At 71.3% G+C, this 26437-nt stretch carries 22 protein-coding genes; 15 read left to right on the top strand and 7 right to left on the bottom strand.

The window, feature by feature from the left end:
- Window positions 1-56 precede the first annotated feature (56 nt).
- Window positions 57-737, top strand: a complete 681-nt coding sequence (locus ACWGR4_RS34560; RefSeq protein ID WP_452132844.1) for a hypothetical protein — start codon at window positions 57-59, stop codon at window positions 735-737.
- Window positions 738-799: 62 nt separating this feature from the next.
- Entirely contained in the window at window positions 800-1378 is a 579-nt protein-coding gene (locus ACWGR4_RS34555; protein WP_452132843.1) for a TetR/AcrR family transcriptional regulator, read from the top strand.
- Between the two features lie 235 nt (window positions 1379-1613).
- Here the strand turns inward: ACWGR4_RS34555 and ACWGR4_RS34550 are convergent, their stop codons facing one another.
- The 3 genes from ACWGR4_RS34550 to ACWGR4_RS34540 form a co-directional block, all read right to left on the bottom strand.
- On the bottom strand, window positions 1614-3815 hold the full coding sequence (locus ACWGR4_RS34550; RefSeq protein ID WP_452133980.1) for a beta-glucosidase: 2202 nt from the start codon (window positions 3813-3815) through the stop codon (window positions 1614-1616).
- A gap of 363 nt (window positions 3816-4178) precedes the next feature.
- Window positions 4179-4373 (bottom strand): ferredoxin, encoded by a 195-nt coding sequence (locus ACWGR4_RS34545; RefSeq protein ID WP_380009869.1) that lies wholly within the window; start codon window positions 4371-4373, stop codon window positions 4179-4181.
- Window positions 4374-4393: 20 nt separating this feature from the next.
- On the bottom strand, window positions 4394-5650 hold the full coding sequence (locus ACWGR4_RS34540; RefSeq protein WP_380009601.1) for a cytochrome P450: 1257 nt from the start codon (window positions 5648-5650) through the stop codon (window positions 4394-4396).
- A 140-nt stretch (window positions 5651-5790) separates the two neighbouring features.
- On the opposite strand from ACWGR4_RS34540, the gene ACWGR4_RS34535 reads away from it, so the two are divergent.
- The 4 genes from ACWGR4_RS34535 (at window position 5791) to ACWGR4_RS34520 (ending at window position 8408) form a co-directional block, all read left to right on the top strand.
- On the top strand, window positions 5791-6414 hold the full coding sequence (locus ACWGR4_RS34535) for a TetR/AcrR family transcriptional regulator (RefSeq protein ID WP_452133979.1): 624 nt from the start codon (window positions 5791-5793) through the stop codon (window positions 6412-6414).
- Between the two features lie 256 nt (window positions 6415-6670).
- On the top strand, window positions 6671-6958 hold the full coding sequence (locus ACWGR4_RS34530) for a hypothetical protein (protein WP_452133978.1): 288 nt from the start codon (window positions 6671-6673) through the stop codon (window positions 6956-6958).
- A gap of 371 nt (window positions 6959-7329) precedes the next feature.
- Window positions 7330-7725: a nuclear transport factor 2 family protein gene (locus tag ACWGR4_RS34525; RefSeq protein WP_452133977.1), complete on the top strand. Its 396-nt coding sequence runs from the start codon at window positions 7330-7332 to the stop codon at window positions 7723-7725.
- A 212-nt stretch (window positions 7726-7937) separates the two neighbouring features.
- A complete protein-coding gene (locus ACWGR4_RS34520) occupies window positions 7938-8408 on the top strand; it encodes a group III truncated hemoglobin (RefSeq protein WP_452133294.1) in 471 nt (156 codons plus the stop codon).
- Between the two features lie 387 nt (window positions 8409-8795).
- Here the strand turns inward: ACWGR4_RS34520 and ACWGR4_RS34515 are convergent, their stop codons facing one another.
- Window positions 8796-9647, bottom strand: coding sequence for a PAC2 family protein (locus ACWGR4_RS34515; protein ID WP_380001121.1), 852 nt, complete (start codon window positions 9645-9647; stop codon window positions 8796-8798).
- 349 nt (window positions 9648-9996) lie between these two features.
- Here ACWGR4_RS34515 and metH point away from each other — a divergent pair, with 349 nt between their 5' ends.
- From metH to ACWGR4_RS34490, 5 genes are all read left to right on the top strand, one after another.
- Window positions 9997-13473 (top strand): methionine synthase, encoded by a 3477-nt coding sequence (gene metH / locus ACWGR4_RS34510; RefSeq protein ID WP_380001119.1) that lies wholly within the window; start codon window positions 9997-9999, stop codon window positions 13471-13473.
- Window positions 13474-13544: 71 nt separating this feature from the next.
- Window positions 13545-14393: a putative RNA methyltransferase gene (locus ACWGR4_RS34505; RefSeq protein ID WP_380001117.1), complete on the top strand. Its 849-nt coding sequence runs from the start codon at window positions 13545-13547 to the stop codon at window positions 14391-14393.
- Between the two features lie 130 nt (window positions 14394-14523).
- Window positions 14524-15228, top strand: coding sequence for an HAD family hydrolase (locus ACWGR4_RS34500; RefSeq protein WP_380001115.1), 705 nt, complete (start codon window positions 14524-14526; stop codon window positions 15226-15228).
- A 599-nt stretch (window positions 15229-15827) separates the two neighbouring features.
- A complete protein-coding gene (locus ACWGR4_RS34495; RefSeq protein ID WP_380001112.1) occupies window positions 15828-17201 on the top strand; it encodes a sensor histidine kinase in 1374 nt (457 codons plus the stop codon).
- Complete coding sequence (locus tag ACWGR4_RS34490) at window positions 17198-17875, top strand: response regulator (RefSeq protein ID WP_078978583.1); 678 nt, start codon at window positions 17198-17200, stop codon at window positions 17873-17875. The genes ACWGR4_RS34495 and ACWGR4_RS34490 overlap by 4 nt, the downstream gene beginning before the upstream one ends.
- Window positions 17876-17905: 30 nt before the next feature.
- On the opposite strand, the gene ACWGR4_RS34485 is transcribed toward ACWGR4_RS34490, so the two are convergent.
- On the bottom strand, window positions 17906-18817 hold the full coding sequence (locus tag ACWGR4_RS34485) for a RecB family exonuclease (protein WP_452133293.1): 912 nt from the start codon (window positions 18815-18817) through the stop codon (window positions 17906-17908).
- 170 nt (window positions 18818-18987) lie between these two features.
- On the opposite strand from ACWGR4_RS34485, the gene ACWGR4_RS34480 reads away from it, so the two are divergent.
- Window positions 18988-20427 carry a cellulase family glycosylhydrolase gene (locus tag ACWGR4_RS34480; protein ID WP_380001108.1) on the top strand — a complete coding sequence of 480 codons (1440 nt, stop codon included), beginning with the start codon at window positions 18988-18990 and terminating at the stop codon, window positions 20425-20427.
- 533 nt (window positions 20428-20960) lie between these two features.
- Here the strand turns inward: ACWGR4_RS34480 and ACWGR4_RS34475 are convergent.
- Window positions 20961-22136 carry a M50 family metallopeptidase gene (locus ACWGR4_RS34475; RefSeq protein ID WP_452133292.1) on the bottom strand — a complete coding sequence of 392 codons (1176 nt, stop codon included), beginning with the start codon at window positions 22134-22136 and terminating at the stop codon, window positions 20961-20963.
- Between the two features lie 95 nt (window positions 22137-22231).
- Between ACWGR4_RS34475 and ACWGR4_RS34470 the strand changes: the two genes are divergently transcribed.
- Window positions 22232-23140 carry a tRNA (adenine-N1)-methyltransferase gene (locus ACWGR4_RS34470; protein ID WP_380001104.1) on the top strand — a complete coding sequence of 303 codons (909 nt, stop codon included), beginning with the start codon at window positions 22232-22234 and terminating at the stop codon, window positions 23138-23140.
- A gap of 98 nt (window positions 23141-23238) precedes the next feature.
- Window positions 23239-24000 (top strand): hypothetical protein, encoded by a 762-nt coding sequence (locus ACWGR4_RS34465; protein ID WP_452133291.1) that lies wholly within the window; start codon window positions 23239-23241, stop codon window positions 23998-24000.
- Window positions 24001-24033: 33 nt separating this feature from the next.
- Here the strand turns inward: ACWGR4_RS34465 and ACWGR4_RS34460 are convergent, their stop codons facing one another.
- Window positions 24034-24321 carry a ferredoxin gene (locus ACWGR4_RS34460; protein WP_078978591.1) on the bottom strand — a complete coding sequence of 96 codons (288 nt, stop codon included), beginning with the start codon at window positions 24319-24321 and terminating at the stop codon, window positions 24034-24036.
- A gap of 224 nt (window positions 24322-24545) precedes the next feature.
- Here ACWGR4_RS34460 and arc point away from each other — a divergent pair, with 224 nt between their 5' ends.
- The gene (arc, locus tag ACWGR4_RS34455; protein ID WP_380001099.1) at window positions 24546-26312 is read left to right on the top strand and encodes a proteasome ATPase; all 1767 of its coding nucleotides are present in this window, start codon (window positions 24546-24548) and stop codon (window positions 26310-26312) included.
- Window positions 26313-26437: the final 125 nt, after the last annotated feature.

The raw sequence follows: 26437 nt of genomic DNA, 5'->3' as shown, positions 1-26437 counted from the left end.
CGGCGGATGATCGTCGGGCCGGTTCCGGAGGGAATCGGTCGAGGTACGGAGGACGCATGGGCAGGATCCGCATACGCTCGGTGGCCGTCGCCGCGTTGGCGCTCGGGGTGGCCGCGGTCGGGTGTTCCACGTCGGAGGACGAGTCCGGCGGCACCCCCACCCGGGTGAACACGGCGATGGGCGCGACCACGTTCCACGCCAAGGGGTCGACCACGGCGGTGGCCGGCGGCACCCAGGAGATCTGGTCCGACCCCCGTCAGGGGATGCACATCGTGATCACGATCGGCGGAACCGAACCGGCCGGCGAGATGTTCTGCCACGGCACGGACCTGTACATGAGCACCGACCTCGCGGTGGAATCGCTGCGCAAGGCGGGTGGCGCGGCCTACGACGTACCCGCGGACCTGAAGCAGTCCTTCGTGCGGGGACCCGCCAGGGACGGGTGCGGCATGTTCTACGAGGTCGCCTCCTCGGCCAAGGAGGACAGGAAGCTCGCCGCCACCGTCGCCGGCGTGCCGACCACCGCGATCGTCGCCCACCGGGGCACCACCACCGACACCTACTTCATCGCCGCCAAGGACAAGCCCTACGTGCTGCGTCTGGACTCCAACCGCGCCGGCCACGTCTCCACCACGAACTACGACTCCTTCGGCGCCCCGGTGACCATCCGACTGCCCACCGAGGACCGGATCGTCTCCATGAAGGACTTCCAAACCAAGGCCACCCTCCCCCGCTGACCCCGCGCCCCCCTGCCTCACCCGAACCCTTCGGCGGCCGGGAACGCCATTAGGGTGGCGGCATGGTGAAGCGTGGCCCGTATGGGAAGGGTGAGGCGAAGCGGCGGGAGATTCTTCGGGTCGCGCTGGAGGTTTTCGCCGAGGAGGGATACCGGGGGACCTCGCTGCGCAAGGTGGCGGCGCGGTGTGATCTGAGCCTGCCCGGGCTGATGCACTACTTCGCGTCCAAGGAAGATCTGCTGACGCAGGTGCTTCGGGCCCGGGACGAGGAGAACGGGCGGCTCTGGGACGAGTACGAGGGGCCCGATCCGCACCTGGAGATCGTGCGCGCGGGGGCGCGGGCGGCCGGGTTGATCGAGTTGTTCGTGTCGATGGCGGCGGCCGGCAGCGATCCGGAGCATCCGGCGCACGCGTTCTTCGCCGAGCGGTATCCGCGGGTGCGCGGGCAGATCCGGGAGCTGTTGGCCCGGCAGGCGCGCAACGGCGTGATCGAGAGCACGATTCCGCCGGAGCGGCTGGCGGCGCTGGTGCTGGCGGTGGCCGACGGCATCCAGTTGCAGTGGCTCAACGATCGTTCGGTGGACATGGAGCAGGCGCTCGAAGACCTGTTGGAACTGATCGCACCGCCGCGCCCCGACTAGGGCGTGTCTTCAGTCTCCCGTCGGGCTCCACGGCGCCCGGCACCGCACCTCGCCGCCCCGGAGAAACAGGCGAATAGAACCACTGTGCACCTGCTTCTCCGGCACGCCGATGCACGGCACCGGACACCGCGGAGCCCGACGGGAGACTGAAGACACGCCCTGGCGCCCGCGTCCCGGGCAGGGGTGGGCGGGGAGCCCACGGGGAAGGGGTCCCCGCCCACCCGACTCGCCGCGCTCAGCCGACGGGGGCGGCCACGCGGGCGGCGAGTTCCGCGAGTTGGTCGTGGGGGATGATGCCGCCGGCGAAGTCGGCGATCACCTCCAGCGGGACGCCCTGCGCGGCGCGCAGCAACATCGGGTCGTCCGCCAGGCGCGAGGCGATCGCATGCTCCGTCGCGGCCAGGCACTCCAGGAGCAGCGGGCCGCCGACGGGGTGGGCCAGCCATTCGCCGAGGGTGCTGCGCAGGTCCAGGCCGGTGCGCGAGGAGTCCTCGACGTCGACCTCGACGGTCAGGCGCACGTCCCGCGAGGACGCCGCCGCCTCGATCCGGTAGGTGCCGCCCTCCACCCGCCAACCGTCCTCGCGCACGCTGTAGTAGGCGAGGTCGGTCCGGGCGAAGGACACCACCACCTCGCGGCTCTCGCCCGCCTCCAGCCGCACGGAGGCGAAGCCGCGCAACTCGCGGACCGGACGCTCCACGCGGGACCCCGCCGGCGCCGCCGAGTAGATCTGTACGACCTCGCGCCCGGCCCGGTCGCCGATGTTGGTCACGGTGACCCGGACCGTGAACCCGGCACCCTCGTCGGTGCTCTCCACACGCAGGTCGCCGTAGTCGAACGTGGTGTAGGACAGGCCGTGCCCGAACGGGAAGGCGACCTCGCGGCGGGCCGCGTCGTAGCCCCGGTAGCCGACGAAGACGCCCTCGGCGTAGCGCACATGGCCCTCGGAACCGGGGAAGGACAGGAAGCTCGGCGCGTCCTCCAGGCGCAGCGGCACGGTCTCGGCGAGCTTGCCGGAGGGGTTGACCGCGCCGAACAGCACCCGGGCGAGCGCGCCGCCGCCGGCCTGGCCGAGCAGGAACCCCTCGACCAGCGCGGGCACCCGGTCGTGCCAGGGGGCGGTGCGCACCACGCCGCCGTTGGACAGCACCACCACCACCCGCGGATTGACCGTCAAAACCCGGTCCAGCAGCGCGAGTTGGTCCGCGGGCAGGTCGATGTGCTCGCGGTCGAAGCCCTCCGACTCGTCCTGGCGGGCCAGGCCGAGGAAGAGGACGACGGTGTCGCTCGCGGCGGCCACGCGCACCGCCTCGTCGGCCAACACGGCCGGATCGGCGTCGGGTTCGGGGCCGTCCGACAGCGGGTATCCGGCCGCGAACTCGACCCGGGCGCCGTCGGCCAGCGCGCGCAGCCGGTCCAGCGGTACGTCCACCCGGGTCGGCGTCACCTGGGAGCTGCCGCCGCCCTGGAAGCGCGGGGTGCGGGCCAGTTCGCCGAGCACCGCGATGCGCCCGGCGGTCGGGTCCAGGGGCAGCAGGCCGCCGTCGTTGCGCAGCAACACCACGCAGTTGTCGGCGGCTTCGCCGGCGAGGCGGTGGTGGTCGTCGTAGGGCGCGGTCGAGCCGTCGCCGGCCGGCCGGGCGCCCCGGTGGGCGAAGCGGATCAGCCGGGCGACCGAGCGGTCCAGTACGGCCTCGTCCAACTCGCCGGAGTCGACGGCGGCGACCACCTCGCGGTCGGTACGGCCGCCGGTCGGGGGCATCTCCAGGTCGAGGCCGGCGCGCAGCGCGGCGACCCGGTCGCGGACCGCTCCCCAGTCGGACATCACCAGGCCCTCGTAGCCCCATTCGGCGCGCAGGATGTCGGTGAGCAGCCGGGTGTTCTCGGACAGGGTCACGCCGTTGACGCCGTTGTACGCGCACATCACCGCCCACGGATCGTCGTCGCGGACGATACGTTCGAAGGCGCGCAGGTAGATCTCGCGCAGCGGGCGCTCGTCGATGTCCGCGCTGACCCGCATCCGTTCGGTTTCCTGGTTGTTGGCCGCGTAGTGCTTCAGGGTGGCCCCGACGCCGGCGTCCTGGAGGCCGCGCACCATCGCGCCGCCGAGCGCGGCGGAGTGCACGGGGTCCTCGGAGAAGTACTCGAAGTTGCGTCCGCACAGCGGCGATCGTTTGATGTTGATGCCGGGTCCCAGGAGTACGCCGATGCCGTGCGCGGCGGCCTCGACGGCGATCGCGCCGGCGACGCGGTGGGCGAGTTCGACGTCCCAGCTGCTGCCCAGGGCGACGGCGGGCGGATAGCACGTCGCGGGGGCGGCGGGGCGCAGGTCGAGCTGGCCGTTCTGCGGGTCCTCGCTCTGGAGCCGCAGTCCGTGCGGGCCGTCGGACATGGTGACCGCCGGGATGCCGGCCGCGTCGAGCCCCTTGGTGGTCATCTGTCCCGCACCGCTGGTCAGCGCGGCCTTGTCGGCGAGGGTGAGATCGTGCTCCACCGGGCGACTCCGATCGATGGCTTCGTGGGCGGGCCGGGGAGGGCACCGCCCGGTGCGAAAACCATAAGGTGATCGGTTTTCATGGTCAAGGGTGCCCGAAGGGCGTCGGATCCCGGGGACCTCGGGCTCGGCGGTGTACATCGTGTACACCAGCACCCATGGCGCCTGCTCGGCCGCCGCGTCCGGGTCTCTTGTGGTCGATTCGTCAAACAAACGGCGGTGACGGGGCCGGGACCGGTCCCGTCGTCGGGCCGGTCCCGGGAAGCGCCGTTCCTCGTATTCCCCGGTGGTGCCGTTCCGCAGGTGCTATTCCTCGATGACGCGGAGCGCGCCGGAGGGGCACAGGTCGGCCGCCTGGCGGGCGGCGCGGTGGGCGCGGGGTTCGGGGTGCGGCGTCAGTACGGTGACGAGGCCGTCGTCGTCCTGGTCGAAGAGTTCGGGTGCGCTCAGCGCGCACAGGCCCGCGCCGACGCAGACGCTCCGGTCGCCGGTCACCCGCAGCGCGACCCGTTCGGGGGCGGTCACCACGTCACCGGGAGTTCGTTGACCCCCTGGATCGAGGCGCCCGGCCGCAGTTTCACGTCCTCGACCGGGACGGCGAGTCGCAGCGTCGGCACCCGATCGAACAACGCGGCGATGATCACTTCGAGTTCGAGGCGGGCCAGGTTCTGGCCGAGGCACTGATGGATGCCGTAGCCGAAGGCGAGGTGGTGACGCGCCGAGCGCCGGATGTCGAAGGTGTCCGGATCCTCGAAGACCGAACCGTCCCGGTTGACGATGGAGTTCGCCACGATCACGCCGTCGCCCGCGCGGATCAGTTGTCCGTCGATCTCGATGTCGGCGACGGCCACGCGCCCGCCCGCGATGTCGGCGATGGCGAGGTAGCGCAACAACTCCTCGACCGCGCCCGGGATCAGGGTGGGATCGGCACGCAAGGCGGCGTGTTGTTCGGGGTGTTCGAGGAGGGTGATCACGCCGAGTGAGGTCATCGACGCGGTGGTCTCGTGGCCGGCCACGAGCAACAGGACGGCGGTGTCGACCAGTTCGGCGCGGTCGAGCGCGCCCTTGGCCACGTACTCCGTCACCATGTGGGACAGCAGGCCCGGACCGGGGTCTTGTTCGAGCCGGGCGATCAGTCCGCCGAGGTAGTCCTCCAGCAGGTCGCGCGCGGCCACCGCCTCCGGCCCGTCCACGGCCTGGAGCAGGCGCCTGCTCGCGTCCTGGAACAGGTCGTGGTCGGCGTACGGGACGCCGAGCAACTCGCAGATCACCATGGAGGGCACCGGTAAGGCGAGTCGGGTGACGAGGTCGGCGGGCGGACCGTCGGCGATCAGGTCGTCGATCGCGGCGTGCACGATGCGTTCCACATCCGGGCGCATGCCCTTGATCCGCCGCACGGTGAACTCGCTGATGGTCATCCGCCGCCGCGGCCCGTGCTCGGGCGGGTCCAGGGCGAGGAAACCGGGCTTGCGGTTGCGCAGCGCGTACAGACGGGGTGAGGTCAGCGGGAAGTCGGGGTTCGCGCGATTCGAGGACAGTCGGGGGTCGGCCAGTAGTTTCCGGGCCGCCTCGTACCGGGTCACCACCCACGCCGGGCGGCCGTCGTACAGGGTCACCCGACGCAGCGAACTCGGCGCGTCCCGTAGCGTGTTGTAGGTGTCGGGCAGTCGGTAGGGACAGGTGCGGTCGCTCGGGAAGGCGGGAGCCTCGTCGGGGCCGGCCCCGGTCGGGAAGGTCGGGGTCTCGTCGGTGGGGAAGGTCGCAGCGGTCTCGGTCATCGATCCCCTCGCAGCCTTGATCTGATAGAGAACGAGTGGTTCTCTGCTTGGGAGGCTAGGCTCATCCCACAGAGAACGCAACGATCTCTCGATAACTTTGAGGAGTTGACCTGTCACCGAATGTCGGCCCGGCGGTCGGGGTGAGCGTCGACCATCGCAAGGGGCCACGCCGCCGCGGCGAGGAGTTGGAGAACGCCATCCTGACGGCGACGCTGGCCGAACTGATGGATGTCGGCTACGCCGGACTGACCATGGAGCGGGTGGCCGCCCGCGCTCGCACGGGCAAGGCCACGCTCTATCGGCGCTGGCCCAGTCGCGCGGAACTGGCCATGGACGCATGCAAGTTGATCGGCGTGGGCGAGGGCGAACCACCCGACACCGGGGAACTGCGCTCGGACATGATCGCGCTGTTGCGGGAGATGGCGGCCAAGTTGGCCGGTCCGCTCGGCGGCATCCTGCGTGGACTGCTCGCCGAGACCACGCACGACCCCGAACTCGCCCGCCTGGTTCGGGAGCGGATGCATACGGTCGGCCCGGAACGGACCCGTCGGGTGCTCGAACGCGCCGTCAAGCGAGGTGAGATCGACGCCGGGGTGCCGACCTCGCGCCGAGCGGGTGTGGCCACCGACCTGCTGCGCAACGAATTCCTGTTGTTCGGGGCGCCGATCGCGGACGAGGTCGTGATCGACATCGTGGACGAGGTCTACCTGCCGCTGGTGCGGATGCGTTCGGCTCCGGCCGTCGGGCCCGAGTCGGGGGCGTGAGGGCGGGCGTCGACGCGGGACCGGCCGGCGGATCGCGGCCTTGTCGGACGCCGCCCGGATCCGCCGGACACCGGGCCCGGCCGGGTCGGTTCGGGGACCGGCCGACGATCGAGCGGACCTCGGCGATCAGGCGGGCGACCGGCGGCTCGGGCGCACGTTCGGTCCACATCACTGTCAGGACGGACGGTGCCGCGTCCATGACCGGGATCCAGCGCACGCCGGCGCGATCGCCTTCGGCGGGGCCACGGTCGCCAACGTGCTCGGTGTCCCCGCCGGCACCCTGGTCGGCGGACTCACCGACTGGCGCATCGTGTTGGTCGACCTGGGCGGTCCGGGGCCGGTGGTCGTGGTCGCGCCGGCCCTCCTGCTGCCGCCGATGCCCGCGTCACAACCGGTGCGGCTGCGCACCCTCGGCGAGCAGTTCCGCAACCCGATCGTGCGCGCCGGCGTGCCGGCCACCCTCCTCCTGGTGAGCGGCCACTTCGCGGCGTTCACCTTCGTCAGCCCGATCCTGCAGGACCGATCCGGGATCGACGAGACCTGATCGGTCCGGTCCTGCCGGCCTTCGGCCCGGCCGGGGGATCGTCGGCAACTTCCTCGCCGGCGCCGCCGCCGGCCGCGACGTACGCGGCACCATCGGCCTCGCGCTCGGCGCCCTGTTCGGCGGCGTCCCGGTCGACACCGTCTGCACAGCCGGCGTACTGCTCTTCGGCGCCGCCCTGAGCGCGCTGACCTCGCTCGCCGTGTGGGGAACCCGCAGGATCCGACCGGGACTTACTTCGGTCGGAGCGCGCCCGACCCGGAACGGTCATTACCCGCAGGGAATTGTCGGTCCCGGACGCCGAACGGAAGATTGTCGTCACGGGCCGCCGCACCGGCGGGCCGCCAACCCCCCCACACCCCCGGAGGTTCGCCATGTCCGCAGTCAAGTCGACGGCCGAGGTCATCGCGCAGTTCAACGACGCGTTCACCAAGCACGACCCGACGCTGATCGAGGGCCTGGTCGGCGAAGGTTGTGTGATGGTCACGGTCCAGCCCGCCCCGGACGGGACCCGCTACGAGGGGCTGGAGGCGTGCGAGACCTTCTGGAAGGACCTGGCGGCCGACCCGAAGGTCAGCTTCCAACCCGAGGACGTCTACGTCTTCGACGACCGCGCGGTGATCAAGTGGCGGGTGACATTCACGCCGGGCGAGGTGAACGAGGTGTTCGGCGAGGCGCACGCCGAGTCCATCACCGTGGCGGGCGTCAACCTCATGCAGGTGCGCGACGGTCGCATCGTCGAGGGGCTGGGGTACAGCAAGACGCCGTGATCCGCGGCGGGCCCGACACGGGGCGGGTCCGCCCCGGGAAGGGCGGGGGCCCCCCCCCCCCCCGGGGGGCCCCGGCCCCCCGGGGGGTGCCCGGTCACGACACCCCCAAGGCGGGCCCGTCGTCCACCGGCGCGGACGACGGGTTCGGCACAAACCGCGCGGGCGAGGTCCCAGGACCTCGCCCGCGCGGCCCGTCCACCTACGCTGGCAGCGTGAAACCCGCACCCCTCGGCACGCCCCGCCCGGACATCCAGACCCGCGCCGACCTGGAAACCCTCCTGCGCCGTTTCTACGAGGCCGCCTTCGCCGACCCGGTCATCGGCGCCCACTTCACCGAGATCGCGGGCACCAACCTCGAGACCCACCTCCCACGAATCACCGATTTCTGGGACCGCGCCCTGCTACGCGGCGCCGACTACCGAGGCGACCCGCCGGCCATCCACCGCACCCTCCACGAGAAAGCCCCCCTCACGGCTCACCATTTCGGCCGCTGGCTCCAGCTATGGCACGCAGCGGTGGACGGCGCCCACACAGGCACCCGAGCAGAACGAGCAAAATCCCAAGCCGACCGAATAGCCCGATCCATGCTCCGCCACCTACCCACCCCCAACCCCCCGGCCGAACACCCCCAGCCCGGCTTCATCCCGCTGACCACGCTCCACCTACGCCACCCCAACACATGAGCACAACCGCCCCACAACCCAACGCCAAACCCCCCGATCCAGCCACGCGGCACCCCCAGTCCACCCCAGCAGCCAGCCCATCCAGCGACCAAAGACAGGCAAGCCACAGCCGGGCCCCCGACTCGGGCCCCATCCAGCCCGTCCGGCGTTCGAGGACCCCCGGTCCGTAGCCCGGCCCGGCAGGCGCCCCGGCCCCCGTCCAGCCCGTCCGGCGTTTGAGGACAGGCGGGGCGCAGCCCGGCCCCGGAGGCGACTCGGGCCCCATTCGGCCCGTCCGGCGTTCGAGGACCCCCGGGCCGGAGGCCGGCCGCCGCCGCCGACGCGACCGGCATCGGCATACCCCGCCCACCGCCCCAGCCCCATCAGGGCCATGTGGCCGCGAGCCTTTCACCCCTCCGGCTGATCACCCTTACGCTTCAAATACCGCTCGAACTCCGCCGCGATCGCATCGCCCGACGCCTCCGGCAGATCCTCCGTGTCCCGCGCCGCCTCCAGCGACCGCACATACTCGGCCACCTCGGTGTCCTCGGCCGCGAGCTGATCCACGCCCACCTGCCACGCCCGCGCGTCCTCCGCGAGCTCGCCCATCGGCACGTTCACGTCGAGGAAGTCCTCCAGCCGCCGCAACAGCGCCAGCGTGGCCTTCGGCGACGGCGGCTGCGCCACGTAGTGCGGAACCGAGGCCCAAAACGTCAGCGCCGGCATGCCCGCGTGCGCGCACGCCTCCTGGAACACGCCCACGATCCCGGTCGGCCCCTCGTACCGCGACTGCTCCAGCCCCACGTTGCGCGCCACCACCGGGTCGGAGGTCGTCCCGTTGACCGGGACAGGCCGCGAGTGCGGCGCGTCGCCCAGCATCGCGCCCAGCACCACCACCGTCTCCACGCCCAACTCGTGCGCGAAGCCCAGCAGTTCGTTGCAGAACGAGCGCCAACGCAGGTTCGGCTCTATCCCGTGCACCAGCACCAGGTCACGACGCGGCTCGGTCAGCCGGACCACCGACAGCCGCGTGGTCGGCCAGGTGATCCGCCGGGTTTCGCCGTCGAGCCATATGGTCGGCCGATTCACCTGGAAGTCGTAATAGTCCTCGGCGTCGAGCGCCGCGAACACCTCGCCCTTCCAGACCCGGTCCAGGTGCTCGATCGCGGCGGAAGCGGCGTCGCCGGCGTCGTTCCAGCCCTCGAACGCGGCCACCATGACGGGGTCGATCAGCTCGGGCAGGTCGTCGAGCTCGATCACCCAGTGCCTCCTTCCGGCCGGGGCCGGGATCCGTGCGCCGCGGCCGACCGTACGTGGGGACCGCGAGAGCTGTACGGTCCCCACATTACGGGTTGCGGCACCCGCGACCAGACCCGCCGGCGCCGACTTCGCCCACAGTGAAATCCGCGCCCCGCCCACCGACCCGCGCGGCCAACCCACCACAAACGGCCCGGTAAACGTGTGTGACCACACGGTGACCAGTGGGACACGTCACCCGCGAGTCATCGAGCTCCCGACGAGGATCGCATTAAGCTGGCGCTCTGGCCCGAGCCGTCACGACGGCACCGGGCAAGCCGACAGCCGTCGCACCCATCGGAGACGCATTCTCATGACAGCAACCCCGCAGCAGCTTCGCGAAGCACTCGCCACCCGCGTCGTCGTCGCCGATGGAGCGATGGGAACCATGCTCCAGGCCCAGGATCCCAGCCTGGACGATTTCCAGGGCCACGAAGGCTGCAACGAGGTCCTGAACGTCACCCGACCCGACATCGTGCGCAACGTGCACAAGGAATACTTCGACGTCGGCGTGGACTGCGTCGAGACCAACACCTTCGGCGCCAACCTCGGCAACCTGGGCGAGTACGACATCCAGGACCGCATCTACGAACTCGCCGAAGCCGGCGCCCGGATCGCCCGTGAAGTGGCCGACGGCTACACCACGCCCGACCGCCCCCGCTGGGTGCTCGGCTCGATCGGCCCCGGCACCAAGCTGCCCAGCCTCGGCCACGTGCCCTTCGCCACGCTGCGCGACGCGTTCGAGGTCAACGCCGCCGGCCTGATCGACGGCGGCGCGCACGCCCTGCTCATCGAGACCAGCCAGGACCTGCTGCAGACCAAGGCGTCCATCATCGGCGCCCAGCGCGCCCTGAAGAAGGCCGGCGTCGACCTGCCGATCTTCGCCCAGGTCACCGTCGAGACCACCGGCGCCATGCTGATGGGCTCCGAGATCGGCGCCGCGCTCACCGCGCTGGAGCCGCTGGGCATCGACTTCATCGGCCTCAACTGCGCCACCGGCCCGGTCGAGATGAGCGAGCACCTGCGCCACCTCTCCCAGCACGCCGGCATCGGCGTCACCGCGATGCCCAACGCCGGCCTGCCGATCCTGACCAAGGACGGCGCGCACTACCCGCTCAGCCCCGACGAACTGGCCGACGCGCACGACACCTTCACCCGCGACTACGGCTTGGCCCTGGTCGGCGGCTGCTGCGGCACCACCCCCGCGCACCTGAAGGCCGTCGTCGAGCGGGTGCACGGGCGCGAGCTGACCCCGCGCAACCCCCGCCACGAGCCCGCCGCCGCCTCGCTCTACCAGTCGGTGCCCTTCCGCCAGGACCTGTCGTACCTGTCCATCGGCGAGCGCACCAACGCCAACGGCTCCAAGGCGTTCCGCGAGGCCATGCTCGAAGGCCGCTACGACGACTGCCTCGACATCGCCCGCGACCAGACCCGCGACGGCGCGCACATGCTCGACCTCAACGTCGACTACGTCGGCCGCGACGGCGTCGCCGACATGCGCGAACTCGCCGGCCGCCTCGCCACCGCCTCCACCCTGCCGATCATGCTCGACTCCACCGAGCCCGAGGTGCTCGAAGCGGGCCTGGAACTGCTCGGCGGGCGCGCCGTGGTCAACTCGGTCAACTACGAGGACGGCGACGGCCCCACCTCCCGCTTCCGGCGCATCATGCCGCTGGTCAAGGAGCACGGCGCGGCCGTGGTCGCGCTGACCATCGACGAGGAGGGCCAGGCCCGTACCGCCGAGTGGAAGGTCCGCGTTGCCGAGCGGCTGATCACCGCCCTCACGCAGGAGTGGGGGATCAAGGTCTCCGACATCATCATCGACGCGCTCACCTTCCCCATCGGCACCGGCCAGGAGGAGACCCGCCGCGACGGCATCGAGACCATCGAGGCGATCCGCGAGATCAAGCGCCGCCACCCCGAGGTGCAGACCACCCTCGGCCTGTCCAACGTCTCCTTCGGCCTCAACCCGGCCGCGCGCATCGTGCTCAACTCGGTCTTCCTCAACGAGTGCATCGAAGCCGGCCTCGACTCGGCGATCGTGCACGCCAGCAAGATCCTGCCGATGGCGCGCATCCCCGAGGAGCAGCGCGAGGTCGCCCTCGACATGGTCTACGACCGCCGGCGCGAGGACTACGACCCGCTCCAGCGCTTCCTGGAGCTGTTCGACGGCGTCGACGCCAAGTCCGTACGCGCCACCCGCGCCCAGGAACTGGCCGCACTCCCGCTGAACGAACGCCTGGAGCGGCGGATCATCGACGGCGAACGCGCCGGCCTGGAGGAAGACCTCGACGAGGCGCTGCGCGAACGCAGCGCGCTGGTCATCATCAACGACACCCTCCTGGCCGGCATGAAGGTCGTCGGCGAGCTGTTCGGCTCCGGCCAGATGCAGCTGCCGTTCGTGCTCCAGTCCGCCGAGGTGATGAAGTCCGCCGTCGCGCACCTGGAACCGCACATCGAAAAGGTCGAGGGCGAGGACGGCAAGGGCACCATCGTGCTCGCCACCGTCAAGGGCGACGTGCACGACATCGGCAAGAACCTCGTCGACATCATCCTGTCCAACAACGGCTACAACGTGGTCAACATCGGCATCAAGCAGCCGGTGTCCGCCATCCTCGAAGCCGCCGAGGAACACCGCGCCGACGTGATCGGGATGTCCGGCCTGCTGGTCAAGTCCACCGTGATCATGAAGGAAAACCTCCAGGAGCTGAACACCCGCGGCCTGGCCGCCGGCTACCCCGTCATCCTCGGCGGCGCCGCCCTCACCCGCGCCTACGTCGAAGAGGACCTGTACGACATCTACGCCGGCGAGGTCCGCTACGCCCGCGACGCCTTCGAGGGCCTGCGCCTGATGGACGCCCTGATGGGCGTCAAGCGCGGCGTGCCCGGCGTGGAGCTGCCCGCGCTGCGCCGGCGCAAGGTCGCCGCCGCCAAGGTGATCGAGACCGAGCCCGAGGAGATGCCCGCCCGCTCCGACGTCGCGGTCGACAACCCCGTGCCCACCCCGCCGTTCTGGGGCGACCGCGTGGTCAAGGGCATCCAGCTGAACGACTACGCGTCCTGGCTGGACGAGCGCGCCACCTTCATGGGCCAGTGGGGCCTCAAGCCCACCCGCGGCGGCGACGGGCCCTCCTACGAGGAACTCGTCGAAACCGAGGGCCGCCCGCGCCTGCGCTACTGGCTCGACCGCATCGTCACCGACAACCTCCTCGACGCGGGCGTGGTCTACGGCTACTTCCCGTGCGTGTCCAAGGGCGACGACCTGATCGTGCTCGACGACTCCGGCAACGAGCGCACCCGCTTCACCTTCCCGCGCCAACGCCGCGACCGGCACCTGTGCCTGGCCGACTTCTTCCGCCCCGAGGAATCCGGCGAGATCGACGTCGTCGGCTTCCAGATCGCCACCATGGGCCCGCGCCTGTCCGGCGCCACCGCCGAACTGTTCGCGGAGAACTCCTACCGCGACTACCTCGAACTGCACGGGCTGTCCGTACAACTCGCCGAAGCCCTCGCCGAATACTGGCACGCACGCGTGCGCGCCGAACTCGGCTTCGCCGGCGAGGACCCCGCCGACCTCGACGGCATGCTCAAGCTGCACTACCGCGGCGCGCGCTTCTCGCTCGGCTACGGCGCCTGCCCCGACCTCGAGGACCGGGCCAAGATCACCGCACTCCTGGGGCCCGAGCGCATCGGCGTCGAACTGTCCGAGGAGTTCCAACTCCACCCCGAACAGTCCACCGACGCCATCGTGCTCCACCACCCCGAGGCGAACTACTTCAACGCCCGCTGACCCACCCGTCCACACCGGCCGCAGCCGGGGCACCCACCGCCCCGGCCGCACCGGCGGCCCGAACGAGGCACATGCTCGGCGACGTCCTGCACACCCTCGCCTGCCCGCACTGCGGCGCCGACCTGGCGGGGGAGGACACCGGCCTGCGCTGCGCCGCCGGACACACCTTCGACATCGCCCGCCAGGGCTACGTCAACCTGCTCACCGGCAGCGGCCCCACCGGCACCGCCGACACCGCCGCCATGGTCGCCGCCCGGGTCGACTTCCTCGGCGCCGGCCACTACGACCGGCTCGGCGACGCGCTCGCCGCCGCCTGCGCCGACGCACCCCCCGGCACCCTCGTCGACGTCGGCGCCGGCACCGGCCACCACCTCGCGCGCGTCCTCGACGCCCTGCCGGACCGCCGCGGGCTCGCCCTGGACATCTCCAAATACGCGCTGCGCCGCGCCGCCCGCGCACACCCCCGCATGGGCGCGGCCGTCTGCGACGCCTGGCGCCCCCTGCCGGTGCGCGATGGCGTCGCCGCCCGCGTACTCAACGTGTTCGCCCCGCGCAACCCGCCCGAACTGCACCGCGTCCTGCACCCCGACGGGGCCCTGATCGTCGCCGCCCCCGCCCCCGGACACCTGGGCGAACTCGTCCCCGCCCTCGACCTGCTCCGCGTCGACACGGACAAGCAGGAGCGGATCGACGCCAAACTCGCCCCCTGGTTCACCCCCCGCGACCGGCGCACCCTCACCTACCCCATGACGCTCGACCACACCGCGATCGCCACCGTGGTCGCGATGGGCCCCAGCGCCTGGCACACCGACCCCGAGCAGCTGCGCACACGGCTCGCCGCGCTGGCGAACCCGCAGGTCGTGACCGCTTCGATCACTGTTTCCGCATACGACCCCGTTCGGCGGTTGCCCAATCCCTGACGACGCCGCACAATCGAGGACCCGCCGGAGCCAACCGGCGGATCCGACCCCTGGAGAGAACCCGCGTGAGGAGATTCACCCACCCCATCCACACCACCACGCCGCGAACCGGCGGAGAGGCGGCCACCCGATGACGGCAGCGCTGACGACCACCACCGGAGCCCGCCCGGGCCACGGCCTCCAAGCAGTCCTGTTCGACATGGACGGCACCCTGGTCGACACCGAACGCCACTGGTTCGCCACCGAGACCGCGGTGATGGCCGACCTCGGCTTCACCCTCACCGCGCAACACGCCGAGCAACTCCTCGGCAGCCCCATGGAGCGCGCGGTCACCTACCTGCTCTCGGTCTCCGGCCTGGACGTGCCGCCCGCCGAACTGGAGCACCGGATCAACGCCGACATGGTGCGCCGCCTGCGCGACGGCGTCGACCTGCGCCCCGGCGCCAAACGGCTGCTCGCCGAGGTCGACGACGCGGGCGTGCCGTGCGCGCTCGTCACCGCCTCCCAGCGGGTGATCGTGGACGCAGTCCTGCCCTCGATCGGCGCCCACCACTTCCGCCTCACCCTCGCCGGCGACGAGATCGCGCGCACCAAGCCGCACCCCGACCCGTACCTGACCGCGGCCCGCCGGCTCGACGCCGAACCCTGGGCCTGCGTGGTCGTCGAGGACTCGCCCACCGGAATCGCCGCCGGCGAGGCCGCCGGGTGCGCCGTGCTGGCCGTGCCGAGCATGACGCCCATCCCGCCCGCGCCCACGCGCACCGTGGTCGACTCCCTCGAAGAGGTCGACCTCGCGTACCTGCGCGACCTGGCCCGGGCCCGCGTCGCCCGCTGACCGGCGCCGCCGCCGCGCCCGCCCCACCCACAAACAGGTGGGAGCGGGCGGCCCCGAAGGCCCGCCCGCTCCCACATCCCCGTGTTTCCCCGTACTGCTTTGCTCGTTCCCCGCGGTTCCCCCGAACCGCGGTTCCCGTACTCCCCGGATTCGTTCCCCGCGATTCCCCCGAATCGCGGTTCCCGGGTCCCCGTGTTCCCCCGAATCGGAGCCCCCGTGCTCCGACCCGCAGTTCCCCGTCGGACCTGTCGACCTCCCGGCGGCGGTTTCCCCCGTCCCCGTGACCGCCGAGAGGTCTCCCGGTCGTGCTCCGCCCGATCCCCGAAGGAATCGGACCCCCGTAGTACTACCCCCGTAGTACTGCCCGTGGTTCCCGTTGCCGGGTTCCCCGTGTGATGTCCAGTGTTCGCGATCGGAAAGGGCAGGGCTTCAGGGAAGTCCCTCGCGTTGTCCGCACTCCCTCGCGCGCCCCGCCACACCGTTGAGTACGGACCGCGACTCCGCCCCTGGGAGGAGATCGCCCCACCGCTCCTCCCAGGGGACGAGACCAAGGCCCCAGGGGGTCAAAACCCCCGGCCGGGGGCCCTACCGTAAGAGACGTGCGCGCCGTGACCCCCGACCCGGACACCCCCGCCGGGACCTCAGACCGACCCGCCCCGAGCGATCTCGCGCCCCGGGTCGTGCGACCACGCGCCGGCCTCGCCGACATCGTCCACGAACTCGGCCGCGACGCGCGGCAACCCTGGCCGCGCCCCACCGTGCTCGACCTGGCCCTGGTCGTCCTGCTGTCCGTCTTCGCCGTCGGCGGCCTGTACTTTCGCGAACTCGGCCTGCGCGACGTGCGCGACCCCGACGTGTGGGGCGTACTGCTCGCCCTGCTGACCGCCGTGCCGCTGCTGTGGCGCGGCGCGCACTCGCTGCGCGTCCTCGTTGCGGTCAGCGCCGCGGGGCTGCTCCTCGCCGGCGCGCACTACGAGTCCGCGGGCGCCGGCATCGGCCAGATCGTCGCGCTGTACGCCGTCGCCGTCGGCCGCTCCCGCGTGCCCGCCGCCGTCGCGCTCGGCTTCACCGAGAGCGCCACCGTCGTCTGGCTCGCGCTCCGCGACAGCGACATCGTCTTCCTCGACGTGGTGGCCAACCTCGCCGCGATCTTCGCCGTCTGGGCCTTCGCCCGCAGCGTCGGCTTCCGCCGCGCCTACACCGCCGAACTCGAGGCCCGCGCCGACCGCCTGGAACGCACCCGCGAAGCCGACACCCGCGCCGCGATCGCCGAGGAACGCGGCCGCATCGCCCGCGAACTGCACGACGTCGTCGCCCACCACGTCTCGGTGATGACCGTGCAGGCCTCCGCCGCGCAGCGCATGGTCGCGCGCAACCCCGACCGGGCCAAGGAGGCGATGGCCGCCGTCGAACAGACCGGCCGCGGCGCCCTCGTCGAGATGCGCCGCCTCGTCGGCATCCTGCGCGACACCACCGACGCCGTCGGCGGCCCCAACGAGGGACACAACGCCCCCCAACCCGGCCTGGACCAACTCGACACCCTCGTCACCCAGGTCCGCGAGGCCGGCCTGCCCGTCGAGCTGTCCCTGGAGGGCGCCCCCTGCGCCCTGCCGCCCGGCATCGACCTCGCCGCCTACCGGATCGTCCAGGAAGCCCTCACGAACACGCTCAAGCACGCCGGCCCCGCCGAGGCCCGGGTGCTGCTGCGCTACAGCCGCACCGAACTCCTGGTCCGCGTCGCCGACGACGGCCGCGGCGGCAGCACCGCGCCCACCGGCGAACGCACCGGACACGGCCTGCTCGGCATGCGTGAGAGGGTCTCCCTCTACGGTGGACGCCTGTACGCAGGCCCCCGCGCCCAGGACGGCTTCGAAGTCCTGGCCCGCATCCCCCTGTCCGCCACGAACCCCACCGACACCGCCGCCCCGCCGGACGGTGTCGCCCCCGACCGACTGGAGCAGACCCGCCCATGACGATCCGCGTCATCCTGGTCGACGATCAGCCGCTGCTGCGCACCGGCTTCCGGATGATCCTGGAGGCCGAGCCCGACATCGCCGTCGTCGGCGAGGCCGCCGACGGCGAACAGGCCGTCGAACAGGTCCGCGCCCTGCAACCCGACGTGGTGCTGATGGACATCCGCATGCCCCGGATGGACGGCGTCGAGGCCACCCGCCGGATCGCCGGATCGGGCCGCGACGGGGAAAACGCCGCCCGCGTCCTCGTGCTCACCACGTTCGACCTCGACGAATACGTGGTCGAGGCGCTGCGCGCGGGCGCCAGCGGCTTCCTGCTCAAGGACGTGCCCGCCGACGACCTCGTCGCCGCCATCCGGGTCATCGCCGAGGGCGAGGCGCTGCTCGCGCCCAGCATCACCCGGCGCCTGCTCGACATGTACGCCGCCCGGCTGCCCTCCGCCGAGGACCCCACCCCCGACACGCTCGCGATGCTCACCGAGCGCGAGGTGGAGGTGCTGCGCCTGGTCGCGCGCGGGATGTCCAACGCGGAGATCGCCGCCGAACTGTACGTCAGCGAGACCACCGTCAAGACGCACGTCGGCCACGTGCTGACCAAACTCGGCCTGCGCGACCGGGTCCAGGCCGCCGTGTACGCCTACGAAAGCGGCCTGGTGCGCCCCGGCGCCATCTGAGCGCCCGCCCGGCCCCGTCGGACGGGACCGCTACGGGGCCGGCACCACCGGCAGCGGATACACCGGGGGTGTGCCACCGAACTCGGGGCACACCTCCCGGTGGTCGCACCACCCGCACAACTTCGACTTCCGCGGCAGCCACTCGCCCGTGCGCGTGGCCAGGTCGATCGCCTCCCACAGCGCGCGCAGCTTGCGCTCGACCGCGAGCAGCTCGCCCTCGTCCGGGTCGTAGGTGATCACGTCGCCGCTGCCCAGATAAACCAGCTGCAACCGGCGCGGCACCCGGCCGTGCCGGCGCCACAACACCAGGGCGTAGAACTTCATCTGGAACAGCGGCTTGTCCTGGAACATCGGCGACGGCGCCTTGCCCGTCTTGTAGTCCACCACCCGCAGATCACCCCCCGGCGCCACATCCAGCCGGTCCACCACCCCGCGCAACACCAGGCCGTCCTCCAGCGTGGTCTGCACGTACAGCTCGCGCCGGGCGGGCTCCAGGCGGTTCGGATCCTCCAGCGTGAAGTAGCGCTCCACCAGCTTGTCGGCGTCCGCCAGCCACGCACCCAGACCCGCGACGTCCTCGCCGAACAACTCGGCCAGCTCCGGCCGCTCGGCCAACAACGCATCCCACGCCGGCCGCACCATCGCCACCGCCCGCTCCGGCGTGCGCTGCCCGCTCGGCAGATCGAACAACCGCTCCAGGACGGTGTGCACCACCGTGCCGCGCGTGGCCGCCGCGCTCGGCTTCTCCGGCAGCTTGTCGATCACCCGCAGCCGATACAGCAGCGGGCACTGCATGAAGTCGGCCGCCCGCGACGGCGACAACGACACCGGCGGCCGCGACTCCCGCACACCGGCCTGGGCGGGCACCGCGACACTCGGCGCGGCGGCGGGATCGACATCGGCCGACGCGACGCCGGCGGCTTCGGAGGAGCTGGCACTCATGCCGCACACCCTATGCGCGCACGGCGACACCCTGTGCGCCCGCGCGGGTCGAAGGCCCTGTCCATCGCGACTACCAGTCAGTAGAGTCCGGCTCCGCGAGGCGCGATACCGGCCCGCGAGTCCCACGCACGCCCTCCCCGTCCCCCACCCCTCGTCACGACGGAGGCCCCATGCGCGTCCCCACCCGCACCCGACTGCTCGGCGCCGCGACACTCGCCGGCGGCCTGCTCCTGGCGGGCCTGCCCGGCCCCGCGTACGCGCAGGGCGGGCACCACGGCCGCGGACCCGACAAGATCACCGTCGGCGACCGCACCTTCATCGCCGACGAGCACGGGCGGGCCACCCAGTGGCGCGGCTTCAACATCGGCGACAAGGCCCACCGCGGCGCGCAGGCGTTCAAGGACGTCACCGAGAACCAGTTCCGCGAACTGTCCTCGCGCGGCTTCAACCTCGCCCGGGTGCTGTTCTTCTGGGACGACCTGGAGCCGCGCCCGGGCCGCTACGACCGCGACTACCTCGCCCGCATCGGCCGCATCCTCGACTGGGCCCGGAAGTACGACGTCAAGGTGATCCTCGACGCGCACCAGGACGTCTACGGGCCCTACTTCTCCGACCACCGCGGCAACCCCGAGTGGACCACCCGCGACGAGGGCCTGCCGTACGAGCCGGTGCCCGGCGACTGGTTCGCCGAGTACTACACGCCCGGCGTCCAGGCCGCGTTCGACCACCTGTACGAGGACCGCGACCTGCGGCGCGCGCAGGCGGCCATGTGGACCAGGGTCGCCGCCACGTTCGGCCGGCACCCCGCGGTGCTCGGCTACGACCTGATGAACGAGCCGATGGGCCGCTTCCGCGACGGCGAGGACATCCCCACCGCCGCCGCCCGGCTCGAATCGACCCAGATCACCGACACGTGGAACCGGCTCACCGACGCGATCCGCCTCGTCGACCGCCGCAACTGGATCTTCGTCGAACCCACCCCGATCGTCGGCCTCGGCGTGCCCACCGCGCTCGGCCCGATCAGCGACGACAAGGTCGCCTACGCCCCGCACTTCTACGAGACCGCCATGGAGACCGGCGCCGACTACGACCCGGCCGGCGGCTTCATCGAGAACTACGAGGCCGCGATCACCGCCTACCCCAAGGCGAACAAACTGCCGCTGATCGTGGGGGAGTGGGGCCCGCCCGACCAGTCGCTGCCCAACATCCCGCTGTTCTACCGACGCATGACCGCCGCCATGGACCGCTTCGGCACCGGCTGGGCCGGCTGGCAATGGTGCAACGGCGGCGGCTACTGCACCTTCGACGCCGACGGCCGCATGAAGCCCAACAACAAACTCCTGATCCAGCCCTACGCCCGCGCGGTGGCCGGAAACCCGGAGTCGTACACCTACGACATCGACACCCGCACCTACACCCTGACCTTCACGACCCGGCGGGGCGCCGATGCTCCAACGGAGATCACCCTCCCGAAGGACGTATACGCCGAACCCCCGACAATCCGCGTTGCCGGGCCGGGGCGGGCCCGGGTGGATACCCATGGCACCGTCGCCCGCGTCGACACCTCGGCGGCGGGGCGGTACACGGTGACGGTCACGCCGGGGCGTTGAGCCGGTAGGGAGGTGGGAGTGGGCTGGGGCGACGGGGGAGGGGCTACGCGCGGTGGGGGCGTGAGCGAGGGTGGGGCAGCGCGGGGTGGGTCGTGGCGCGGGCGGAGGGCTGCACGTCTGCTTCGCAGCCGCGGCGGGTCGTCGCTCCGCCCCGAGACGCCCGTCCGCTACGCGCCCGGGGGCGCTGCGCTGCGCGGGGGACCGCTTTGCGCTGCGGTGCGCGTCCGCTACGCGGCCGACGGGCAGCCCAATCAGCCCCCGCGCCCACTTCGCGACCAGGGCAGCCCAATCAGCCCGGCCGGCGTTCGAGGCCAAAAAGGGTCCGCGATGACTCGTCGCAACCTCGGCGCGCGTCGTAAGCAGCGCCCCCGGCCCGGTAGGGGCAGCCCAATCAGCCCGGCCGGCGTTCGAGGCCAAAAAAGGTGCGCCACCACCCGGCGCGAGCTCGACGCGCGCCGCAAGCGAGCCCCTCAGCCCGGCCGGCGCATGAGGCCAAGCAGCCCGGGCCGGCGCATGAGGCCAAAAGCCCGCACTCACCCTCGCATCATGGCCAAAAACGCATGCTCCACATCCGTCCGAGCCAGCACCCCGTACACCCGCCCATCCGGCTCCACGACCAGATACTCACTCGCGGGAGCGCCCCGCATCGCCACCAACAACTCCTCACCCGCCAAATCCGCCGGCACCCGCATCCCCTCCGCCAGATCCCGCGCCAACGCCCCCACCGCCACCCACGGCCGCCGATGCTCCGGCGTCGCCAACACCGCCGACTCGCGCACCAGCGCGACCGGCTCCCCGCCCCCGTCCACCACCACCAGCCCCCGCGCCCCCTCCTCGTGCGCCCGCCGCAACGCCTCCGCCAACGGCACGCTCGCCGCCACCGGAATCGCCCGCCGCGTCAGCACCCGCACCCGCAACTGCGGCAACCGCTCGCGCAACCGCTCCGCCCGCAACGACTGCACCGCCCCCGCCCACATGAAACCGGCCACCAACGCGCCGAAGATCATCGTGTACGTGCGTGCGCCCGCATCCGCCCCCAACGACCACGCCACCGCGGCGACCAGCACCACCACCGCCAGCACCCGCCCGGCCCACGACGCCGCGATCGTGCCCGCCAACGGCCGCCCGCTGACCCGCCACACCACCGCCCGCAACATCCGGCCACCGTCCAACGGCAACCCCGGCAGCAGATTGAACGCCGCCACCAACAGATTGGACACCGCCAACAACGCGATCATCCGCCCCGGCAACGTGTCCACGTGCAACGCCAGGCCGATCAGCCAAAACCCGCCACCCAGCACCAACGACAACGCCGGCCCCGCCGCCGACACCAGGAACTCGTGCCGCGCCGTCTCCGGCTTGTCGATCTCCGACACCCCGCCCAGGAACTGGATCGTGATCCGCCGCACCGGCAGACCCAGCCGCAGCGCCGTCACCGCGTGCGCCAACTCGTGCACCAGCACCGACACGTACAACAACACCGCGAAGCCGAACGACAACACGAACCGCCACGGCCCCAGATCCGGGAACAGACTCTGGAACGTCGGCGCGAACAACACGGTGATCACCGCCGCGATCACGAACCACGTCGGCGCCACATAGACCGGCACCCCGAACGGACGCCCCATGAGCAGGCCACGCCTCGGCTCCCGGCGCGGAGCCTCGTCCTGCCGCACCCGGCGTCCCTGCGGCCTGCTCGAATCAGTCACGCTCAAGATGCTATGCAACCGAGCCCCGGTTCGACCCCCATGGGCCCCGGACCCACGCGTCGGAGCGTCGCCGCCGACCGACTAGGCTGACCCCCATGTCCGAACCGACCGGTACCGCGCGCAGGCGCGGACCCTTCCAGGTCGGGGACCAGGTTCAGCTGACCGATCCCAAGGGCCGCCACCACACCTTCACCCTCGAAGCGGGCAAGGCGTTCCACACCCACAAGGGCTCGTTTCAACACGACGCGCTGATCGGCGCCCCCGAAGGAACCGTCGTACGGTCCACCGGGAACACCGACTACCTCGCGCTGCGACCTCTGCTCCCCGACTTCGTCCTGTCCATGCCCCGCGGCGCCGCGGTGATCTACCCCAAGGACGCCGGCCAGATCCTCGCGATGGCCGACATCTTCGCCGGCGCCCGCGTCGTCGAGGCCGGCGTCGGCTCCGGAGCGCTGAGCACCTTCCTGCTCCGCGCCATCGGCGACAGCGGGCAGCTCGCCTCCTACGAACGCCGACAGGACTTCGCGGACATCGCCCGCAAGAACGTCGAACGTTACTTCGGCGCCCCCCACCCCGCGTGGAAGCTGACCGTCGGCGACCTCCAGGACAACCTCGTCGAGACCGGCGTCGACCGCGTCATCCTCGACATGCTCGCGCCCTGGGAATGCCTCGACGCGGTCTACAAGGCGCTCGCCCCCGGCGGCCTGGTGTGCTGCTACGTGGCCACCACCACACAGCTCTCGCGCACCGTGGAGACCATGCGGGTGATGAACTGCTTCACCGAACCGCAGCCGTTCGAGTCGATGGTGCGCTCCTGGCACGTCGAGGGCCTCGCGGTGCGCCCCGACCACCGGATGATCGGACACACCGGCTTCCTGGTCACCGCCCGCCGACTGGCCGACGGGGTGGAACCGCCGCTGCGCCGGCGCCGCCCGTCCAAGGGCTCCTACGGCGACGACTACGCCGGCCCCGGCGCGGAGGCGGGCGACTCGGCGGCATCCTGACCCACCGTCAGCGACGGGTCGAATCGCCGGTAATGGTTGAGACAAGGCGGGCCGGAACCCTGTACCGGGGCCCGGCCCGCCGCATATGGTCATCCACCGTGGCGGACGATCACTCTGAGAACCGGCCCGTGCGCGGCGACAGTCCCCGCGGGCTCGCGACCACCGACGGACCACCCGACACCACGATCCCCCCGCACCGCGAGATACCCGACGTACGCAACGGCATCGCCTTCGCCGCCGCGGGCATCGTGTTCCTGTTCATCGTCGTGACCGGCCTGGTCATCTGGGCCGCCGCATCCCTCGACGGCGGCATACCCGGCGTCACCGCACCGGCCCGGGGCCGCCCCAACCAACAGGACCCCCCGGCCGCGCCGCGCACCCTCGAACCCACCCACGCCGGCGGCACCACCACCGAGCAGGGGCGAAAACCGGCCGGCCCACCCACCGAGACGGTGCAGGCCGCACCGCTCGCGGGCAACCGCCGACCCGCCGGCGGCCCGAGCGCCGCCGAACTCGCCGGGCTCGCCCTCCCCCTCGACTGCCCCGGCGTCGGCACCCGCGTCCACAACGTGCTCACCGACCCCGACGGGCCCACCGTGGTCCGCGTCACCTGCGCCGCCGGCTCCGGCAGCCCGCCCACCGCGCTGCTCGCCTACGCCTGGGACGCCGGCGCGCCGCGCCTGGTGGCCACCCTCCTCGGCACCGACGAGGGCCTGCTGGTCGACGACTTCACCCGCGCCGGCGACACGATCACCGCACACGCGCAGGGCTGGTCCACGCCCGACATCCCGCGCTGCTGCCCCGACACGAGCACGACACTGCGCTGGCGACTGACTCCACTCGGTGCCCAACGGATCTGACGCGTCGCCAGACACGAGACCACAAAGCGGAATTCAGGAGGCTTCCGGCCCGAATACCTCGACCCCGTCGGAAACACGACGCATGTGGATGCATTCCCCGGGACACTTGCGTGTGGCGTCGATCACGTCCACGAGCAGCGGCGCGGGCACCGGAACCACCGCGCCCGGCTCGGTGCGCAGCTCGTCGTCCGCGCCCTTGACGTACGCCAGCCCGTCGATGTCCAGCTCGAAGACCTCCCGCGCGTACTGGACGCAGATGCCGTCCCCGGTGCAGAGATCCTGATCGATCCAGACCTCGAGGGGTTCGTTTTCCGCGGACATGCGGCCTCTCTCTTCACCGATTCGTACCGACACGCGACCAACAGACCCTACTCGCGCCTGCTTCCCGACGCGGTCGGGTGGGTATCTGATCCTCACAAGCGTGGGGGCAATCGCACGGGTGAAGATCGGACACGCCCGGACAGTCTTGCTGATCAAGGGGTTTCAACCCCTCCTGCCATAGGTAGGGTCGGAGACGTCGCAGCTCCCAGGAGGAGGTGAGGGCCGTGGCAGTCCACGACGACGACATGAACCGTGGTGGGAGGCCGGCTCGGGGTACGGACGACCTCGTAAGCCAGGTTTCTTTTCTAGAGCAGGAAGTCGCCGTCCTGCGTCGCAAGCTCGCCGACTCACCGCGCCAGAGCCGTTTGCTCGAGGAGCGGGTCGTCGATCTTCAGACGTCCTTGGCCGGCATGACCACACAAAACGAGCGACTGGTCGCGACCTTGCGAGAGGCCCGCGATCAGATCGTGGCCCTCAAGGAGGAAGTGGACAGACTCGCCCAACCCCCCTCGGGGTTCGGCGTGTTCCTACAGGCCAACGAGGACGGCACGGCCGACATCTTCACCGGCGGGCGCAAGCTGCGCGTGAACGTCAGCCCCAACATCGAGCCCGACGAACTCCGGCGTGGCCAAGAGGTCATGCTCAACGAGGCCATGAACGTCGTCGACGCCATGGAGTACGAGCTGATCGGCGACGTCGTGATGCTCAAGGAACTCCTCGAGGACGGCGAACGCGCCCTGGTCATCGGGCACACCGACGAGGAGCGCGTGGTGCGCCTCGCCGAGCCGCTGCTCGACGCCCCGCTGCGCGCGGGCGACTCGCTCCTGCTCGACTCCCGCTCGGGCTACGTGTACGAGCGGGTGCCCAAGAGCGAGGTCGAGGAACTGGTCCTCGAAGAGGTCCCGGACATCGACTACACCAAGATCGGCGGTCTGCGGAACCAGATCGAGATGATCCGCGACGCGGTGGAACTGCCCTACCTCCACCCCGACCTGTTCAAGGAACACGAGCTGCGCCCGCCCAAGGGCATCCTGCTCTACGGTCCGCCCGGCTGCGGCAAGACGCTGATCGCCAAGGCCGTGGCCAACTCCCTCGCGAAGAAGGTCGCCGAGGCCCAGGGCAACGAACAGGGCAAGAGCTACTTCCTCAACATCAAGGGCCCCGAACTCCTCAACAAGTACGTCGGCGAGACCGAGCGGCACATCCGCCTGGTCTTCCAGCGGGCCCGCGAGAAGGCCAGCGAGGGCACCCCCGTCATCGTCTTCTTCGACGAGATGGACTCGCTCTTCCGCACCCGCGGCTCGGGCGTCAGCTCGGACGTGGAGAACACCATCGTCCCCCAGCTGCTGTCCGAGATCGACGGCGTGGAGGGCCTGGAGAACGTCATCGTCATCGGTGCCTCCAACCGCGAGGACATGATCGACCCGGCCATCCTGCGCCCGGGCCGACTCGACGTGAAGATCAAGATCGAACGTCCGGACGCCGAGGCGGCCAAGGACATCTTCGCGAAGTACCTCAAGGTCTCGCTGCCGCTGCACGACGACGACCTGGCCGAACACGACGGCAACCGCGACGCCACGGTCACCGGGATGATCCAGGTCGCGGTGGAGCGGATGTACTCGGAGAACGAGGAGAACCGCTTCCTGGAGGTCACCTACGCCAACGGTGACAAGGAGACCCTGTACTTCAAGGACTTCAACTCCGGCGCGATGATCGAGAACATCGTGGGTCGCGCGAAGAAGATGGCGATCAAGGACTTCCTGGAGCACCGCCAAAAGGGCATCCGGGTGGCCCACCTGCTCGCCGCGTGCGTCGACGAGTTCAAGGAGAACGAGGACCTGCCCAACACCACCAACCCCGACGACTGGGCCCGGATCTCCGGCAAGAAGGGCGAGCGGATCGTCTACATCCGTACCCTGGTCTCCGGCAAGCAGGGCGACGAGGCCGGGCGCTCCATCGACACGGTGGCCAACACCGGTCAGTACCTCTGATCCCCATCGAGCATCGATTGACCACCGCCGCCGCGGCCCCCGGTGCGGGGGCACAACCGGGGGGGGCCCCGGGCGGGCCCCCCCCAACAGGGTCGGGTTAAAAAAAAACAGCCCCCCACACAAAA

Source organism: Embleya sp. NPDC055664, from assembly GCF_053618075.1.
This window is presented reverse-complemented; position numbering and strand designations above follow the sequence as displayed.

Excerpts from the sequence above, each read along its gene's own strand:
- ACWGR4_RS34560 (WP_452132844.1), top strand. The coding sequence starts at position 57 with ATGGGCAGGATCCGCATACGCTCGGTGGCCGTCGCCGCGTTGGCGCTC.
- ACWGR4_RS34555 (WP_452132843.1), top strand. The coding sequence starts at position 800 with ATGGTGAAGCGTGGCCCGTATGGGAAGGGTGAGGCGAAGCGGCGGGAG.
- ACWGR4_RS34550 (WP_452133980.1), bottom strand. The coding sequence starts at position 3,815 with ATGACCACCAAGGGGCTCGACGCGGCCGGCATCCCGGCGGTCACCATG.
- ACWGR4_RS34540 (WP_380009601.1), bottom strand. The coding sequence starts at position 5,650 with ATGACCGAGACCGCTGCGACCTTCCCCACCGACGAGACCCCGACCTTC.
- ACWGR4_RS34525 (WP_452133977.1), top strand. The coding sequence starts at position 7,330 with ATGTCCGCAGTCAAGTCGACGGCCGAGGTCATCGCGCAGTTCAACGAC.
- metH (WP_380001119.1), top strand. The coding sequence starts at position 9,997 with ATGACAGCAACCCCGCAGCAGCTTCGCGAAGCACTCGCCACCCGCGTC.
- ACWGR4_RS34505 (WP_380001117.1), top strand. The coding sequence starts at position 13,545 with ATGCTCGGCGACGTCCTGCACACCCTCGCCTGCCCGCACTGCGGCGCC.
- ACWGR4_RS34500 (WP_380001115.1), top strand. The coding sequence starts at position 14,524 with ATGACGGCAGCGCTGACGACCACCACCGGAGCCCGCCCGGGCCACGGC.
- ACWGR4_RS34490 (WP_078978583.1), top strand. The coding sequence starts at position 17,198 with ATGACGATCCGCGTCATCCTGGTCGACGATCAGCCGCTGCTGCGCACC.
- ACWGR4_RS34485 (WP_452133293.1), bottom strand. The coding sequence starts at position 18,817 with ATGAGTGCCAGCTCCTCCGAAGCCGCCGGCGTCGCGTCGGCCGATGTC.
- ACWGR4_RS34480 (WP_380001108.1), top strand. The coding sequence starts at position 18,988 with ATGCGCGTCCCCACCCGCACCCGACTGCTCGGCGCCGCGACACTCGCC.
- ACWGR4_RS34470 (WP_380001104.1), top strand. The coding sequence starts at position 22,232 with ATGTCCGAACCGACCGGTACCGCGCGCAGGCGCGGACCCTTCCAGGTC.
- ACWGR4_RS34460 (WP_078978591.1), bottom strand. The coding sequence starts at position 24,321 with ATGTCCGCGGAAAACGAACCCCTCGAGGTCTGGATCGATCAGGATCTC.